Genomic DNA, 17,681 nt, shown 5'->3' on the forward strand with positions numbered 1-17,681 from the left:
TGTCGCTGGGTGAGGTCTCGACGCGCATATGGGGTCGAGACCTCACCCAGCGACATCGAAGGCCGCACGCGAGGGGTATGAGCGCCCCCGTGCCTACTGCGGCAGCACCACGTGCGCCTGCACCGGCAGGTGGTCGCTGGGGAACACCCCGCCGGGCCGGCGGGCGTCGATCGTCGCGTCGAGCACGCGCACGCCCTCGCTGAGCAGGATCCAGTCGATGCGGAAGTCGGACTCCTCGACCTCGCCGAAGAACGGGAAGGTCGACAGCTGCGGGCTCAGCCGCTGCTCGGCCGCGACCCATGAGTCCTGCAGGCCGGCACGCTCGACGAGGATCTCGTAGGCGGGGGAGTCGCCGGCGACGGAGTTGAAGTCGCCCGTGGTGATCGTCGGCAGATCCCACAGCGCGAACTGGCGCAGACGGTCGGCGATCAGCTGTGCGCCCTTGGCCTTCGCCTGCGTGATGACGTGGTCCAGGTGAGTGTTGAGGTGCACGAGCTCGCGCCCGCTCTCGCGATCGCGCAGACGCACCCAGGTGGCACCGCGCGGACCAGTGTTCCCCCAGGTCGTCGAGCCGATCACGCGCGGTGTGTCGGAGAGCCAGAACTGGTCCCAGGCGACCAGCTCGAAGCGCTCGGTGTTGAACAGGATCGGATTGATGAGCCCCTGGCTGCCGCCCTTGACGCCCATGGTGCCGACGGCCCGGTACGCCCGGCCGAGCCCCTCCTCGATCGGTCCGAAGGTGTGCGTCTGCATCTCCTGCAGGCCCAGCAGATCCGGCGTCACCGCGGCCATGAGCTCGCGGATCGCGGGGGCGCGGTGCGCCCAGTGGGCGGGCTCGTCGGGCGCCGTGGAGTCCGTCTGGAAGAGCGCGTTGAAGCTCATGACGTGCACGGGGCGGGAGGCATCGTGCCGCTCGGCGGGGGCTTCGTGTCGCTGGCAGGGGGTGTCCTGCTCGGGAGTCATCTGCGGGATCCTTCCTGGTGGCGTCGAAGGCCGGGGTTCCGCGTCGGCCGGGCGGCGGTTCAAGCCCCCTGAGGGAGTCGTGCGAGGATCGCCTCGGCGAACACCTCGACGATCTCGGGCGCGAGGTGGAGGTTGAAGGTGGGCTCGAACAGCTCGGCCTCGAGCAGCACGAGCCCGTGGTGCGCGGAGTCCACGGTATCGATCCGCGCGTACAGCGGCATCTGCTGCCCCGTCGCCCGGACCACCGCGGAGAGCACCTGCTCGGCGAAGGCGCGCTCCTCCGCGGTGGTCTCCACGACCACGGGGTTCTCCTCGTAGACGCCGCCGATGAGGCCGCCGCCGCGGGCGAGCAGCGCGCCCTTGGCGATCGCGTGGGTGAAGTGCCCGTCGATGAGGTACAGCGCCTTCTCCGCACCGGCCGAGAGCTCGGGCACCTCGGGCTGCAGCATCACGGTGCCCTCCTCGGCGAGGATCTCCAGGCCCAGCGCCTGCGCGGAGGGATCGCCGGCGCTGAACAGGCCGGTCAGGCGGGATCCGGCGCCGACGGCGGGCTTGAGGACAACATGCTCGGTGCCGCGCCCCACGAGCGCCGTGGCGAGCTCCGCCCCGTTCTCGAGATACTCGGTGGGGACGACGGCCACGCCCTCGCGCTCGAGGTCGGCGAGGTAGCGCTTGTCCATGTTCCAGCGCACCAGGGCCGGGTCGTTCAGCACGCGCGAGGCCGTGCCCGCGTGCTCCAACCAGGCGTCGAACGCACGGGGCTGGGTCGCGTAGTCCCACGGACTGCGCAGCACGAGCAGGTCCCATGCTCCCCAGTCCAGGTCCTCGTGCCAGTCCAGTCGCGCGGAGCGGTGCCCGCGCGTCTCGAGCGCCGCCACCAGGGGCGCGGAATCGTTGTCGTAGTCGAGCTCGCTGTAGAAGCTCGGGCTGGTGCCGATGATGCCGATGGATGCCACGTGACCAGCGTAGGGGCGGCGCCGGGACCGTGCGAGGTCGTCCGCGACCGCGCGGGGCGGGGCGCGACGGCCCACCCCGCCACACCACGCCCCATCGGACCGCGAAAGCGCGGGGCACCGCCCCGCCGGACCGTGAGAAGTACGAAACGGTTGCGATGAGCGCTCTTGGCAACCGTTTCGTACTTCTCACCGCGCACGGGCTAGGTATGCGGCGGCATGAGAAGGGGGGTGGCGGCTATCGGACGGTGCTCGCGGAGTGCGGCGCGCTTCGTGACGTCACGATCGATCCCGCAGCGGCATCCACACGCGCATCGGACCGATCTCCCGGTTCGCCCACGCGTAGTAGGGGATCGCCCGCCAGGTGTGAGGGGTCGGCTCGGAGGCCGTCGACGACCAGGCGCGATACGGCCACGCCTGCGTCACCGCGGGCACGTCGCCCTCGCCGCTCACGGTCGACGGCGGGGGAGCGGCCCAGCCCGCCACGTCGAGCGCGACCACACCGTCGAGCGCGTCGATCCGCTGCTCCCGTACGGGCGCGGAGGGGTCGACGAGCGCGTCGTCGACGGTGCGCTCGCCCTCCTGGTCCGCCTGCTCGAGCGCGTAGACGAGCGGGCCGCGCTCCAGGGCGACCACGCCGCGGGAGGCGTCCACCCGATGCGGCGCGGCGACGAAGCGGGCGCTCATCGGCAGCTCCAGCACCAGCTCCTCACCGGTGGCGAAGACGCGCCGCACGGTATGGGCACCGGGGGAGAGCGGCGTCGAGGCGTCCCGGCCATCGACCCCTGAGGGGTCCCTGAGCCGCGCCCCGTCGGCCCATGCCGGCACGCGCAGCGTCAGCTCGACCTCGTGGCTCGGCGCCGCGAGGACACGGATCCGCACCGTTCCGTCGTGCGGGTAGTCGGTCGCGACCTCGATCGCGAAGTCCTCACCGTCCACCTGTGTGCCGTACCGGCCGCTCGCATACAGGTGCAGCTGCAGCCCGGACTCGTCGGACGTCGCGACGTACTGGTCGAGGCTCGCCAGGGTGCGCATGACGTTCGGCGGGCAGCAGGCGCAGTCGAACCAGCCGCGCCGCCCGTGCGCGATCGAGCGGCCCTCGTCGGCGATCGCGCCCTCGCGCAGCTGCAGCGAGTTCACGTAGAAGAACTCGGTTCCCGCGAGGGAGACGCCGGGCAGGACGGCGTTGTGCAGCAGGCGGTCGATCGCATCGGCGAAGGTCTCGTCGCCCGTGGCGAGCAGCAGCCGCCAGGCCCATTGGACCGCCGCGATGCCCGCGCAGGTCTCCGCGTACCCGCGGTCGGTGCCCAGCTCGAAGGGGTCGCCGAAGGCCTCCCAGTCCCAGCGCGATCCCATCCCGCCGGTCACGTAGGTCTTGGTGGCGAGCGTTGTCGCGAACAGGCGCAGCTCGTGGGCGAGGAGCTCGGCGTCGTCGTCCTCGATCGCGAGGTCCGTCGCCCCGGCGGCGAGATAGAGCGCGCGCACCGCGTGCCCCTCGACCGTCGTCGCCTCCCGCACCGGCACACGGTCCGAGAAGTAGCCCGGGCCCGGATCCTTCGAGGTCGTGGCGTGCCCGCGACGCTCGAGGAAGGTGCGCGCGAGGTCCAGGGCGTCGGCTCGGCCGGTCTCGCGATGCAGCTCGACCAGGGCCATCTCGATCTCGGGATGACCCGGGACGCCGACGTTCCCGCCGGGGCCGAACACCCGGATGAGGTGGTCCAGGATCCGCAGCGCCACCTGCAGGAGCGCGTCGTCGCCGGCGCTCCGGGACTGGGCGACGGCGGCCTGCATGAGGTGGCCGTAGCAGTACAGCTCGTGGTTCCAGGCGAGGTTCGTATACCGCTCCTCGCGGGAGTGGCGCAGCTGGTGGACGCTGTTGAGGTACCCGTCCTCCTGCTGCGCTGCAGCGACGGTCGCGGTGGCGTCCTCCATGAGGCGCCGCAGCTCGGCGTCGTCCTCGCGCCCCAGCTCGAAGGCCACGGCCTCGAGCCACTTAAAGACGTCCGAGTCCTGGAAGATCATGCCGCGGGCCTCGCCCTCGGCGGTCCCGGCGGCGATCCGGAAGTTCTGCAGCGTGCCGGAGGCCTCGAGCTGCTCGTGCCCCGCGCGCAGGGCGTCGCGCCGGTTGCGCTCCTGACGCAGGCCCCAGAACCCGCCATCGATGCGGGCGGCGCCCGGGGCGAGGGGGTGCAGACGGACGCGGGCCGACGGGGTGGGGCGCACCGGGGCGGCGAGGGCGGGCGCCGGGCGCGCCGTCTGCGCGGCGGCAGGATCGGGTCGGCTGGGGGCGGCGGAGCCGGACGGCTGCGTCATGAGTGCTCTCCTTCGAGCGGTGGGAAACTAGGCAAACGTTTGCCTCGCGTCACAGTATGCGAGGCGCCTCGCCGCGGACGCAAGCCCCCTGACGTACAGTTCCTGCATGTCTGCGCACTCCTCCGTCCCGCCCGTCGTGAAGATCGGCGATGTCGCGCGCACTGCGGGAGTTTCCGTGGGGACCGTCTCGAAGGCCCTGAACGGGACCGGCAGCCTGCGGGCCGAGACGCGCCGACATGTCCAGGAGGTCGCGGACCGACTGGGCTTCGTCGCCGACTCCCGCGGGCGCGGGCTCTCGAGCGGCCGCACCTTCACCGTCGGCTTCCTGACCACGGACACCTTCGGTCGCTTCACGCTGCCGATCCTCATGGGCGCCGAGGACGCGCTCGCCGTCGGACGCATGGCGGTGATCCTCGCCGATACCCGTGACGACCCCGCCCGCGAGGAGCACCTCCTGCGTTCGCTGCGCGGTCGGCGCGTGGACGGTCTGGTCGTCACGGGTCGAACGACGGACGAGCGCCCGCCGGTGGACATCGACATCCCGGTCGTGCATGCCTTCGCGCCCTCGTCGGACCGGGATCGACCCGCCGTGCTGAGCGACGAGAGCGCGGGCGCGCGGGTGGTCGCGGAGCACCTGCTGGCGATCGGCCGCACCCGGGTCCTGCACGTCACGGGACCGCGCCGCCATCACTCGGCGACCGCTCGGGCGGAGGTCGTCGCGGGCGTTCTCGGCGAGGCCCTGGTCGGTCAGGCGATGTTCGGCGAGTGGAGCGAGGACTGGGGGCGGCGCGCCGTCGACCTCGCTCTCGCATCGGGTCTCTCCTTCGACGCCGTCTGCTGCGGCTCCGACCAGGTGGCGCGCGGGGTGCTGGACCGGCTGCGGGATCACGGCACGAGCGTCCCGGGCGAGGTCGCCGTCACCGGGTTCGACAACTGGGACGTCATGGCGCTCGCCGCCCGGCCGCCCCTGACCACGATCGATCTGTGCCTGTGGGACGTCGGGCGCAGTGCCGGCCGCATGCTCCTGGATCTCATCGAGGGGCGCGAGGTCGCCGAGCGCCGCGTGGTCGTGCCGCCCCGCCTCGAGGTCCGCGGCTCGACCGTCTGAAGCTTCGCGTCGAGCCGGCGTCGACGGTTCGGCCCTGAGGGGGCGGGGGCGTGCCCCGCCGCCCGCCGCAGCCTCATCCTCGACACCCCGCCCCGCCCATGGTCTACGATGCGGGAAAGCGGTTACCCGCATCGCGCTCGCGATGCCTCGACGGTCGCCGCCCCGACGCACCCGACCCGGCACCGCCGCCGGACACCAGGAGACCTCCATGACAGAGCGACGCATCGGCATCATCGTCAACGGCGCGAGCGGACGCATGGGCTACCGCCAGCACCTCGTGCGCTCCCTGCTGGCGATCCGCGAGCAGGGCGGCGTCGAGCTCGCCGACGACACCCGCCTCGTGCCCGACCTGCTGCTCGTCGGCCGCAACGAGGAGAAGCTGCGCGTGATCGCCGAGCGCCACGGCCTGACCGAGTGGACCACCGACCTCGACGCCGCGCTCGCCGATGATCGCTTCGAGATCTACTTCGACGCCCTGGTCACGAACCTGCGGGTCGCGAACATCCGCACGGCGATCGCCGCCGGCAAGGCCATCTACACGGAGAAGCCCACGGCAGAATCCCTGGACGACGCCCTCGCGCTCGCCCGGGAGGCGAAGGCCGCGGGCGTGGTCAGCGGCGTCGTCCACGACAAGCTCTATCTGCCCGGCCTCCTCAAGCTGCGCCGCCTCATCGAGGCGGGCTTCTTCGGACGCATCCTCTCGGTGCGCGGCGAATTCGGCTACTGGGTGTTCGAGGGCGACGGGCAGAGCCCGCAGCGTCCCTCCTGGAACTACCGCGCCGAGGACGGCGGCGGCATCGTCGCGGACATGTTCCCCCACTGGAACTACGTCATCGAGAACCTCTTCGGCCGCATCGAGGACGTGTACGCGCAGGTCGCGACGCACATCCCGGAGCGCTGGGACGAGAAGGGCGAGCGCTACGAGGCCACGGCCGACGACTCCGCCTACGGCGTGTTCCGCCTCGAGGGCGGGACGATCGTGCAGATGAACTCGAGCTGGGACGTGCGCGTGGACCGCGACGAGCTCGTGCAGTTCCAGGTCGACGGGACGCTCGGCAGCGCCGTCGTCGGCCTCTGGGGAGCGAAGATCCAGCCGCGCGCGGCGACCCCGCGCCCCACCTGGAACCCCGACGTGCCCGACGCGCACGACTACCGCGCCGACTGGCACGAGATCCCCGACAACGCCGGGCCCGACGGCTTCGACAACGGCTTCAAGGCGCAGTGGGAGGACTTCCTCGCCCACTGGGCCGAGGGGCGCGACTACCCCTACGACCTGCTCGCCGGCGCCCGCGGCGTGCGCCTGGCGGAGGCGGGTCTCGAGAGCTCCGCGCAGGGCCGGCGCATCGCCCTCGAGCCGCTCACGGAGGCGTGAGGACCATGGTGGAGAAGAACCCGGAGCAGACCGCGCAGCACCTCGCCCTCCTCGGCGAGGACGGCCGACTCACGACGGCGCCGCTGCCCCCGTCGGCAGCTTTCACCCGTCCCGCCTCCCCGCTGCGCTCGCGCGTGGTCTACGCGGCCTCGCACGTGGTGCCGCTCGCCCACGCCGACAACACCCCGGGCGCTCCTGCGGCGATCGACTGGGAGGCGACCCTCGGCTTCCGCCGCACGATCTGGTCCTGGGGCCTCGGCGTCGCCGACGCCATGGACACCGCGCAGCGGAACATGGGGCTGGACCCCGCGGCGACCCGGGAGCTCATCACCCGCAGCGCCGACGCCGCCCGCGAGGCGCTCGCCGACCCCGCGATCGCCCCGCTGTTCGGTCCGGACGCCCAGGTCGGCGACCTCGTCGTCGCCGGGGTCTCGACCGACCACCGGGAGGAGGCGGAGCTCTCGCTCGACGAGATCGTGGACGCCTACCGCGAGCAGCTCGCGGCGACCGAGGAGTCCGGCACCGGTGCCGTGCTGATGGCGAGCCGCCACCTGGCCCGCGCCGCGCGCTCGGCCGCAGATTTCGAGGACGTCTACGCCCGCGTCCTCGAGCACGCGCGTCGTCCTGTGGTGCTGCACTGGCTCGGCACCGCCTTCGATCCGCAGCTCGAGGGCTACTTCGGCTCGTCCGACACCGCCGAGGCCGCCGACACCCTGCTGCGCATCATCGCCGCCGACCCCACGCGGATCCGCGGCGTGAAGATGAGCCTGCTCGATGACGCCGCGGAGGTCGCCGTGCGCGACCGCCTGCCCGCGGGCGTCCTCATGCTCACCGGCGACGACTTCCACTTCTCCCACCTCATCGTGGGCGACGAGAACGAGGGCGGTTCCGGGCAGCGGAGCGCGCCGGCCGACGGGGGCTTCTCCCACGCGCTGCTCGGCGCCTTCGCCGCGACCGCCCCGGCCGCGTCGGCCGCGATCCAGGCGCTGGACGCGGGCGATGCCGCCCGTGCCCGCGCGATCCTCGACGACGCCGAGCGCCTTGCCCGGCAGGTGTTCGCCGCCCCCACCTACCACTACAAGGCCGGCGTCGCGTTCCTGTCCTGGCTCAACGGGCACCAGCGCGCCTTCCAGATGGTCGGCGGACTGTACAGCGCGCGCAGCCTCCCGCACCTCTCGCGCATCGTCGAGCTCGCCGCGGCCACCGGGAACCTCGAGGACCCGGCCGTTGCCGCAGAGCGCTGGCACGCGATGCTCCGCCTGCACGGCTTCGACCCCCAGGAGGTCCTCGCATGAGCGTCCCTCGCCCCGCGCCCGCATCGCGCCCCGCGCCCGTCCCGCGCCTCTCCCTGAACCGCTGGAGCGTGCGCACCACCCCCATCGACGAGGTGCTCGCGGCATGCGTCGACGGCGGCGTCGGAGGGATCGGCCTGTGGCGCCAGGACGTCGAGACCACGGGGCTGACCGAGCTGCGGCGCCGGGTCGACGACGCCGGACTGCAGGTCACGAGTCTGTGCCGCGGCGGATTCTTCACGGCCGCCGACCCTGCCGACCGTCGCGCGGCGCTCGCGGACAACCGCCGCGCGATCGACGAGGCGGTGGGGCTCGGCACCGACGTGCTCGTGCTGGTCGTCGGCGGCCTGAGCTGTGAGGACAAGGACCTCGCGGCCGCCCGGGAGCGGGTCGCGGAGAACATCGCACGGCTCGCCCCGCACGCCGAGCAGGCCGGGGTGCGCCTCGCGATCGAGCCCATGCACCCGATCTTCGCGGCCGACCGCGGCGTCGTCTCCACCACCGCCCAGGCCCTCGACATCGCAGAGCAGGTGGGCAGCGACGCCGTCGGCGCCATCGTGGACACCTACCACGTGTGGTGGGACCCGGACCTGGCCGCATCGATCGCCCGCGCGGGCGCGAGCGGACGCCTGCTGGGCTACCAGGTGTGCGACTGGATCCTGCCGCTGGCCGCGGAGACCCTGAACTCCCGCGGGTACATGGGCGACGGCTTCATCGACTTCCCCGCGATCACCCGCATGATCGCGGAGACCGGCTACAGCGGGCCGATCGAGGTCGAGATCTTCCACGAGGACGTCTGGGCGACGCCCGTCGTCGATGCCGTGCGCACCATCCGCGAGCGCTTCGAGCAGCTGGTCCTGCCCAGCGCCTGACGGGGTGGCGTGAAGCGAGTGCCAGACGCGGGTGGCTGGCGCGGGGCGCGTGATGCGAGTGCCTGACGCGTGTGTCCGACCCGGGCGGCCGGCCGGGGTCAGGCGCCGCCGACGGGGGTGCGCCCGCGTCCGGTGGTCAGCCTGCCGGGGCACACGTGCTGGAGCGCCTCGCCGATGTCGCCGAGCGTGGCCGAGTACTGGGCGGGCTTGACCTTCAGTTCCTTGTCGCGCCCGGAGACGCGGATCCGCACACCGCCGCCGCGCACGTTGATCTCCTCGATGCCCTCGGCCGGGATCCAGATCGACCCCTTCTCCGCGCGCAGGGCCGGCAGGCCCTTCTGCTCGAGGCGGCGGGTGATCCGCTCGGCCTGGCGGTCCTCGCGGCTGCCGCCCGCGAGCATCGCGAAGCCGTTGATGCGGCTGCGCACGATGAGCAGGCCCTGGGGGAGGACCCACAGGTCGCGCGGCATCAGACCCGTGCCGGATCCGTTGGTGAGAGCGGCCAGCAGGGTGTCCTCGGGGATCGCCTCCGCGTCGGCCGACGTCGGCGCTTCGTACGGGGTCTCGAGGTCGGCGCCGCGGCGCTCGAGCTCGGCGAGGACCCTCTTCGTCGCCTCGGGACCGCCGTCGCCCGCGATCTGCGAGATGTCGACGACGCCATGCTGGTCGGTGAAGACCGCCTCGGGCCGGAAGTCCGGCTGCAGGTGGAGGGCGCCGGAGACCAGCAGCCGGTCCCGGAAGATCGCCGTGCACAGCAGCTGCTGGATCTGCTCGGGTCGGATGGTCTCAGGGTCGAAGGTGCGCTGCTGCGGCACGGCGAGCATGCGGGCGCCGACGGGCACCTGCACCTGCGTCTCGAGGATCGCGCGCGGGGTGGGCGCCGGGACGACTCCCGCGGCGACGAGGTCGTGCGCGAGCTCGGCGGCCCGACGGTGCTCGTGGATCACCTGGGCTCGCTGGAACATCTCGTCCCAGGTCCACAGCGGCGCGTCGGCGCGGACCAGCAAGGTCCGCTCGATCGCATCGACGTCACGGGGAAGGAGCGTGAGCGCAGGGGCCGCACCGTCCGGGACGGGCGGTGTCGGGTGGGTCCTGGCGCGCTCGATGCGCTCACGGGTCAGCGGGTGGCTGTCGTACCGGCTGGGCTTCTCCTCGGCGATGATCTGGTGGGCGAGCGGGACGATCCGGTCGCGACGATCGTCGACGAACCGGTGCAGCCCGCCGATGATGGGGGCACGGGCTCCGGTCGCCGCGAAAGCCGGGAGCGCGAAGTCCTCCCAGTAGTACTTCCAGGCGACGTCGGCCTCGGTCATCCGCTCGAACGCCGAGGCCATGGCGTCGGAGCCGGCCAGCCGCAGCGAGAAGCCGTCGGCCGCACGCTCCATCTCACGGGAGCTCAGCTGCGCCGCCCAGACGTACAGTCGCGCGTAGCCGCGGAACAGAAGACCCCACAGGCCCGAGGAGTTGCGGCCGATCGCGACCAGGGCGCGCTGGGCGCGCAGCAGGAACGAGCCCAGTGCGTAGCGCCCGCCCGCGTAGTGGCCGAGCTCGTGCGCGAGGACCGAGCGGAGCTCGCCCACGCTCAGCAGCCCCAGCACAGGCAGTCCGATGAGCATGATGCGCTCCCCGCGGATCCTGGTGACCGCGGCGTTCGCCTCCGCCGCGACGTAGATGCGGTCCACGGTGGGAGTGCCGACGGCGCCGGCGAGCTCGTCCACCTGCGCCCACAGCGCCGGGGCCAGGGATCGCTCCAGGGAAGGGCCGTCGATGCCGCGCCGCGGCCGGGTCGCCAGCTCTTTGATCGCGTAGCCGATGCCACCGAGGAGGCCGAGCAGGACGATCACGGCGAAGATGATCGCGCGGCCGGTATGGAGCTCGACGATCGTGAGGACGAGCAGTGCCACCACGATCACCACCAGCGCGATCACGAGGACCGGGTAGAGGATCAGCATGAGCAGCGCGGGGAGTGCGCGGAGATAGGACATGGGTACGGGGCCTCCTGAGGTGCGGAGTCAGGCTAGGCCTGCAGGCGCGGATGCGGGACTGCTTTCCGAATTCCGTGCGTCGTGCGCGTGGCCCGGATGTCGAGGGACCTCCTGCGTGCGTCGTCCCGATCCGGCCGGGCCAGTGCCCTGGCGACGAGAGGTCTCCGTCTCCCCCGTTCACTTCGTGTAGCAGGACGTCGGGTGACGTGCATATACGACGGTCACCCGACCTCCTGCTACGTGTAGTGCACGCCTCTCGCGGAGACCACACGCCACAGGACGATCAGGAAGCCCCTCAGCCCCCGGATGCGGGATCGCCGGTCCTCGCGGTGACGCGACCCTCCCCTGCTGTGCCTTCCTGTGGCGCGATCGTCGTGACCTGCCGCGACGCGATCGTCGAGGTCTACCGCGATGCGGTCGCCGTGCTCTCCCGCAGCGCGATCTCCCCGGGCGCCGTCCAGACGGCCTGCGCCGCCTCCGGATCCTCGCCGGCCTCCCCGAGTACCCAGCTCACGGCGGTGTCGGCGATCTGCTCGAGGGGGAGGGCGAGGGTGCTCAGGGTGGGGCTCGCGTCCACGCCGGCGGGGACGCCGCCGAACCCGGCGACGGCCACGTCCTGCGGGACCCGCAGTCCCTGGCGGCGCAGCTCGCCGATGGCCCCGAGCGCCATCACGTCCGCCGGGGCGAACACGCACAGCGGAGCCGCCGTCTGCGAGCCCTCGCGAGCACCGCCCGAGCCGTCGCGATCACCGCCCGAGCCGTCCGCGTCGGCGCTCGTCCCGGCTCCCGTGCCCCCCGCGCCCCCGCGCAGATGCTCGGCGACGCGCCGGGCGAGCTCGTGCCCGCCCTGGCGGTCGAGGGTCGCCTCGACGCTCAGCTCGGCCTCGAGGCCCGCCTCCGCGAGACCCGCGAGGAAGCCGCCTGTGCGGTGGGCGGCCGCGGGCACGGGGCCGTGCGCGCCGACGACGGCGAAGCGACGATGGCCCTCGACGACCAGCGCGGTCGCGAGCGCCCGCGCGCCGTCGGCATCCCCGACGTCGATCGTGCGCCCCACGCCGGGCGACTGGCCGATCCCGACCACCAGGCCGCCGTTGCGGGCGAATCCCTCGAGCATCGCCGTCAGGGTCTCGTCGGAGCTCGCGCCGTAGGAGGAGGAGCCGACGATCACCAGGGCGTCCACGCGCTGGGCGATCAGCGCCCGGATCGCGCGCGACTCGGTCTCCGCGTCGCGGTCGGTCTGGGTGAGCAGCACCTGCGTGCCCGAGGCGAAGACGCGCATCTGGATCTGCCGGGCGATCTCCCCGAAGTACGGGTCGGAGATGTCGTGGACGACCAGGCCGATGAGCCCGGAGCGGGAGCGGGCGAGCGCCTGGGCCTGCGCGTTCGTCACGTACCCGAGCTTCGCCGCCGAGCGCTGCACGCGCTCGGCGACGTCCTTGCCGGGCACCCTGTCCGAGCCGTTGAGGACCCTCGAGGCGGTGGCGAGCGAGACGCCGGCGTCTCGCGCGACGTCGGTGAGCCGGACGGCGGGCATGCGGTCTCCTGCGGGTCGGGTGCGGGGCCGCCGCGGGACGGCGGCCCGGGACCGGGACGGCGGCCCAAGACGGGGGCGCCGCCGCACGGACGGTTGCTGGGAAGGATACGTGCGCGAGCTGCCGCGCAGGTCCTGAGCCCGCCGGGTCCCCGCTGCCCGCCGGCTCACCGACGCGTCGGGCGGCTCACCGACCTGTCCGGGCGCTCACGGCCCCAGCAGTCCGTCCACGTACTCGTTCCGGAACACCCGCCGCGGGTCCAGTCGATCCCGCAGCGCCTGGAAGTCCGCGAGCCGCGGGTACTGGGCGCGCACGGCATCCGCGTCAAGCGTGAACACCTTCCCCCAGTGGGGACGCGGCGAGAACGGAGCGAGGGCGGCCTCGACCTCGGGCAGCACCGCACGGACCTCGTCGGGCCTGCTCCGCCAGGTGAAGTGGATGCATGCGCTCGCGCGCCCGTGGGCGGGGCTCAGCCAGAGGTCGTCGGCCGCGGTGGAGCGGATCTCCGAGACGATCAGCAGCGGGCGGATCCGCTCGACCGTCTCGCTCACGGCGGCGACAGCCTCGCCCACCTGCTCGCGCGGCACGAAGTACTCGGACTGGATCTCCGCGCCGCTGCTGGGCGTGAACTCCATCCGGAAGTGGGGGAGGACCTCGAACGCCGGGCCGGGCTCCCCGCTCTGGTCGGTGCAGAACGTGGGCGGCATGTCCGGGGCCGGGTGGACGGGCCCCGGGGCTCGCCGCGCGCCGTGCCAGGCATCCGGCATCGGGTCCGGGGCGCCGTCGGCCTCCTGCTTCACCCACACCTGCGCGGCCGTCCCGTCCCAGTGGTGGAACATGCTCACGCTGTAGGCGCTCGCGAGCACGGCGCCCAGGCCCTCGTCGCTCATCTGCTCGGGCGGCAGGTCCAGGTAGACGGCCTGCCGCATCCGGAAGGCGGGCACCAGGTCGAGCTCGAGGCGGGTGACGATCCCCAGGGCGCCCAGGGCGAGCACCATCCCGTCGAACACCTCGGCGTCGGCCTCACGGGAGAAGCCGACGAGGTCGCCGTCCGCGGTGACCAGATCGATCGCCCGCACCGAGGAGGCGAGGGAGCGCTGGCGGTCACCGGAGCCGTGGGTGCCGGTCGCGCTCGCACCGCCCACCGAGATGTGCGGCAGGGAGCCCATGCTGGGCAGCGCGAGGCCCTGCTCCCAGAGGGCGAGCACGAGCTCCCCGTAGCGGACCCCTGCGCCGACGCGCACGGTGCAGCGCTCCGTGTCGATGTCGATGCCGCCGGGCATCGCCTCGAGCGTCACCAGATCCGCGTCGGACGCCGCGACCCGCGAGAACGAGTGCCGGGTGCCGAGCGCCCGCATCCGGTCGGAGCGGCCGACGAGGGCGCGCAGCGCGTCGAGGGACGTCGGCCTATGCAGCGGGCCCGGCCCGTAGTCGACCGTCCCCGACCAGCTGAGGCCCGGGCGGGAGCCATTCGCCGCTTCACCGGTGGATCCACGCATCCGGGAGCTCGCCCCCATGCCTCAGAACCCCTGCGCGAGGCGGTGGAAGACCTGGTTCACGCGCAGCTCCTGCGCGAAGGAGCGCACGGTGGTCGACTCGTCGATGACGGCGAGCTCGAGCCCGGAGATCTCCGCGAGGTCCTCCCAGATCTCGAGGTCGGTCGCCGTGGTCATCACCGTGTGGTGGGCGGCGCCGGCGGTCAGCCAGCACTCGGCCGACGTCGCGAGGCTCGGCGCGGGCTCCCACACCGCGCAGGCCACGGGCAGGTGCGGCAGGGGCTCGTCGGGCGCGACGATCTGCACCGTGTTGGCGACCAGGCGGAAGCGCTCGCGCATGTCGCTCATGGCGATCACGAGGCCGGGACCGGGGTCGGCCGTGAAAGTCAGGCGCACCGGGTCCTCGCGATCGCCGATGCCCAGCGGGTGGATCTCGAGGCGGGGCCGTGCGGTGGTCAGCGACGGGGAGACCTCGAGCATGTGGGCGCCGAGGATCTTCTGCTCGCCGGGCGTGAGCTCGTAGGTGTAGTCCTCCATGAGCGAGGCGCCGCCCGGGAGGCCGAAGCCCATGACGTTCGCGACGCGCACCAGGATCGCGGTCTTCCAGTCGCCCTCGGCGCCGAAGCCGTACCCGTCGGCCATGAGGCGCTGCACCGGCAGGCCGGGCAGCTGGCGCAGCCCGCCGAGGTCCTCGAAGTTGGTGGTGAAGGCGCCGAAGCCGCCCTCCTCGAGGAAGGAGCGCAGGCCCAGCTCGAGCCGCGCGCCGTAGCGCAGTGACTCGCGGCGCTCGCCGCCCTCCTGCAGCTCGGGGACGACGTCGTACTCGGCGTCGTAGACCGCGACGAGCTCGTCGATCGCGGACTCCTCGATCCCGTCGACCACCTCGACGAGGTCGTTCACGCCCCACGTGTTCACCGAGACGCCCAGGCCCAGCTCGGCCTCTGTCTTGTCGCCCTCGGTGACGGCGACGTCACGCATGTTGTCGCCGAAGCGGGCGAGGCGCAGCGAGTGCAGCTCCGCCCAGCCCGTCGCCGCGCGCGCCCAGCGGCCGATGCGCTGCTGGACGTCCGCATGCGAGGCGTGGCCGACGACGGTCTTGCGCTCGACGCCGAGCCGCGAGGCGATGTACCCGAACTCGCGGTCGCCGTGGGCGGCCTGGTTCAGGTTCATGAAGTCCATGTCGATGCTCGACCAGGGCAGCTTCTCGTTCGCCTGCGTGTGCAGGTGCAGCAGAGGGGTCTGCAGGGCGTCGAGCCCGAGGATCCACATCTTCGCCGGGGAGAAGGTGTGCATCCAGGCGATGACGCCCACGCACGCCGGGTCGGAGTTCGCCGCGAGAGCGGTCTCGCGGATCGCGTCGCGGCTGGTGAGCACGGGCTTCCAGACGATCTTCACGGGCACGTCGCTCGCGGCGTCGAGGGTCTGGGCGATGACGCGGGACTGCTCGGCGACCTGGTCGAGGGTCTCCGGGCCGTACAGGCCCTGGCTGCCGGTGAGGAACCAGATCTCGCGTGCGGCGAACGGGTTGTCCACGGGGTCTCCTTCGGTCGTGGTTGAACGTTCACATCCTACGGTGGGGAGTCGGCCCGGCGCGAGACGTCGTCCCGGATGCGGACAGCCAGGAGGCCGCCGCCCACGGGGCGACGGCCTCCTCTTGGCCCGAGATGTCGAGGGGTCAGTCCTCGCGGCGCTTCGAGCCGGGTCGGGCGGAGCCTCGTCCGCCCCGCTGCCCCCTGTCGAGGGCGCCGCGGGTCGCCGAGAGCCGGTAGTCGATCCGGTCGTCGACGAAGCTGCCCAGCTGCTCGTTCTCCGGGAGCGACCCGGTGACGTGCTCGGTCACGCGCTCGAGGCGGGCGCTGAGCTCGTGCGCCTCGACGACCGCCGAGTCCAGGCGCAGCGCCTTGACCAGCGCCACGCACATGAGCAGCAGGATCACGCTGAACGGCAGCGCCGTGGCCAGCGAACCCGCCTGCAGGGACTCCAGCCCGCCCGAGAGCAGCAGCGCGGCGGCGAGGAAGCCCGAGAGGGCGGCCCACAGGATGCGCGACCACATCGGCGGGTTCGGGTGACCGCCCGAGGCGAGCATGTCGACCACGAGGGACCCGGAGTCCGAGGAGGTGATGAAGAAGATCGCGACCAGCAGGATGCCAAGCACCGAGAGGATGCCGCTGAGCGGAAGGTCCTCGAGGATGCGGAACAGCGACTCCTCGGCCGTGATGTCGCCGAGGTCGCCCGCGCCGAACCACTGGCGGTACAGGCCGCTGCCGCCCCAGATCGAGAACCACACCATGCCGACCACGGAGGGCACCAGCAGCACGCCGGCGATGAACTCGCGCACCGTGCGGCCGCGGGAGATGCGGGCGATGAACACGCCCACGAACGGCGCCCAGGCGATCCACCAGCCCCAGTAGAACAGGGTGGCGCCGGACCACCAGGTCTGCGCCTTCTCGGAGCGCTGGTAGGCGCCCACGTCGAGGGTCATGTGGAAGACGTTGGCGAAGTAGACGCCCAGGGACTCGACGAAGTTCTGGAGCAGGAAGACGGTGGGCCCGAACAGCAGCGCCACGATCATCAGCAGACCGGCGAGCGAGAGGTTGATGTTCGAGAGCCACTTGATGCCCGCGCCGACGCCGCTGACCACGGACATCATGGCGAGCAGCGAGATCACGACGATCAGCGCCACGAGCAGCCAGTTGCTGACGTCGCCGATCAGGCCGATGGCCTGCATGCCGGCGGAGATCTGCTGGACGCCCAGGCCCAGCGAGGTGGCGATGCCGAAGACGGTGCCGAAGATCGCGAGGACGTCGATGACGTCGCCGATCCAGCCCTTGACGCGCTCGCCGAAGATCGGCTCGAGCGCCCACCGGATCGACACGGGGCGGCCACGACGGTGCACGGCGTAGGCGAGGGCCAGGCCGATCACGGCGTAGCAGGCCCAGGGGTGCAGGCCCCAGTGCAGGAAGGTCTGCGCCATGGCCAGGCCGGAGAGCTCCACACCCTCGCCGTCCCATCCGGGCTTCACATTGGTGGTGGTGTAGCCCAGGGGCTCGGCGACGCCGTAGAAGACCAGGCCGATGCCCATGCCCGCGGCGAACAGCATCGCGAACCACGAGAGGGTCGAGAACTCGGGTCGGTCCTCGTCCCGGCCCAGGCGGATCCGGCCGAAGCGGCTCAGCGCGATGATCGCCGAGAACGCCACGAAGAGGCCGATGATCAGCATGTAGTACCAGCCCAGGGTGGCCACGATCCAGTTCTGGACGCCCTGGAACACGGTGCTGGAGACGCCGGGGGCGATCACGGTGCCCACGGCGACCGCGAGGATCACGATCAGGGAGGGCCAGAAGACGGCGGGGGCGATGGTGCCGCGGCCGATGCGCGCGCCCTGCCGGCGCAGCTTCTGCGTGATCTCGTCGTCGCTGTCGCGCTCGTCGATCTGCAGGTGCTCGGGCAGGTGGACGGTGGTGGGGAGGTCCTCGGGCCAGGCGGCAGGTCGGTCGTGCGAGGAGGTCGGGGTGTCGGGGGCCGCGGTGGCGGCTTCGGGCGGGATGGGCGAGCTCAAGCAGTTCCCTTCGACGAAGGCGGGCGGGTCGTGCATCGGACATCGGACGTCGTCGGCCGAACCTCCAGCGTCGGTCCTTCCCAGACTTCTTTCAAGGGGCGAAGGGTCTGCCCGGTCTCGTGCACGGGAGCAGCGGAGGTGCATCGCTCCTGTTCGCGCGGGAGTTCGGTGCGGAACGGCGCGGCGACGGGGTTACGGACCTCATAGTCGCCTGCCGTGCCGAACAGTCGCCGGCC

The 17,681-nt window shown here is 72.4% G+C and carries 12 protein-coding genes; 4 read left to right on the plus strand and 8 right to left on the minus strand.

The window, feature by feature from the left end:
- Positions 1–93: 93 nt before the first annotated feature.
- The 3 genes from Bra3105_RS12265 to Bra3105_RS12275 all read right to left on the minus strand — a co-directional run bounded on the left by Bra3105_RS12265 (position 94) and on the right by Bra3105_RS12275 (position 4,229).
- Positions 94–963, minus strand: a complete 870-nt coding sequence (locus Bra3105_RS12265) for an endonuclease/exonuclease/phosphatase family protein (RefSeq protein WP_228357001.1) — start codon at positions 961–963, stop codon at positions 94–96.
- A gap of 59 nt (positions 964–1,022) precedes the next feature.
- On the minus strand, positions 1,023–1,919 hold the full coding sequence (locus Bra3105_RS12270; protein WP_228357002.1) for an ATP-grasp domain-containing protein: 897 nt from the start codon (positions 1,917–1,919) through the stop codon (positions 1,023–1,025).
- Positions 1,920–2,195: 276 nt separating this feature from the next.
- A complete protein-coding gene (locus Bra3105_RS12275) occupies positions 2,196–4,229 on the minus strand; it encodes a glycoside hydrolase family 127 protein (RefSeq protein ID WP_228357003.1) in 2,034 nt (677 codons plus the stop codon).
- 106 nt (positions 4,230–4,335) lie between these two features.
- On the opposite strand from Bra3105_RS12275, the gene Bra3105_RS12280 reads away from it, so the two are divergent.
- The 4 genes from Bra3105_RS12280 (at position 4,336) to Bra3105_RS12295 (ending at position 8,873) form a co-directional block, all read left to right on the plus strand.
- Complete coding sequence (locus Bra3105_RS12280) at positions 4,336–5,337, plus strand: LacI family DNA-binding transcriptional regulator (RefSeq protein ID WP_228357004.1); 1,002 nt, start codon at positions 4,336–4,338, stop codon at positions 5,335–5,337.
- Between the two features lie 208 nt (positions 5,338–5,545).
- Positions 5,546–6,709 (plus strand): Gfo/Idh/MocA family protein, encoded by a 1,164-nt coding sequence (locus Bra3105_RS12285; protein WP_228357005.1) that lies wholly within the window; start codon positions 5,546–5,548, stop codon positions 6,707–6,709.
- A 5-nt stretch (positions 6,710–6,714) separates the two neighbouring features.
- A complete protein-coding gene (locus Bra3105_RS12290; RefSeq protein WP_228359658.1) occupies positions 6,715–8,004 on the plus strand; it encodes a DUF993 family protein in 1,290 nt (429 codons plus the stop codon).
- The gene (locus Bra3105_RS12295) at positions 8,001–8,873 is read left to right on the plus strand and encodes a sugar phosphate isomerase/epimerase family protein (RefSeq protein WP_228357006.1); all 873 of its coding nucleotides are present in this window, start codon (positions 8,001–8,003) and stop codon (positions 8,871–8,873) included. Before Bra3105_RS12290 ends, Bra3105_RS12295 begins: the two co-directional genes overlap by 4 nt.
- Positions 8,874–8,971: 98 nt before the next feature.
- Here the strand turns inward: Bra3105_RS12295 and Bra3105_RS12300 are convergent, their stop codons facing one another.
- The 5 genes from Bra3105_RS12300 to Bra3105_RS12320 form a co-directional block, all read right to left on the minus strand.
- A complete protein-coding gene (locus Bra3105_RS12300) occupies positions 8,972–10,858 on the minus strand; it encodes a M48 family metallopeptidase (protein WP_228357007.1) in 1,887 nt (628 codons plus the stop codon).
- 403 nt (positions 10,859–11,261) lie between these two features.
- Positions 11,262–12,392 (minus strand): LacI family DNA-binding transcriptional regulator, encoded by a 1,131-nt coding sequence (locus Bra3105_RS12305; protein ID WP_228357008.1) that lies wholly within the window; start codon positions 12,390–12,392, stop codon positions 11,262–11,264.
- Between the two features lie 204 nt (positions 12,393–12,596).
- On the minus strand, positions 12,597–13,907 hold the full coding sequence (locus Bra3105_RS12310) for a D-arabinono-1,4-lactone oxidase (protein ID WP_228357009.1): 1,311 nt from the start codon (positions 13,905–13,907) through the stop codon (positions 12,597–12,599).
- A 3-nt stretch (positions 13,908–13,910) separates the two neighbouring features.
- Positions 13,911–15,419, minus strand: a complete 1,509-nt coding sequence (gene araA, locus Bra3105_RS12315) for an L-arabinose isomerase (RefSeq protein ID WP_228357010.1) — start codon at positions 15,417–15,419, stop codon at positions 13,911–13,913.
- Positions 15,420–15,561: 142 nt separating this feature from the next.
- On the minus strand, positions 15,562–17,445 hold the full coding sequence (locus Bra3105_RS12320) for a BCCT family transporter (protein WP_407650879.1): 1,884 nt from the start codon (positions 17,443–17,445) through the stop codon (positions 15,562–15,564).
- Between the last annotated feature and the right edge of the window lie 236 nt (positions 17,446–17,681).

The sequence above is a fragment of the Brachybacterium halotolerans subsp. kimchii genome, assembly GCF_020792675.1.
GTDB lineage: Bacteria > Actinomycetota > Actinomycetes > Actinomycetales > Dermabacteraceae > Brachybacterium > Brachybacterium halotolerans.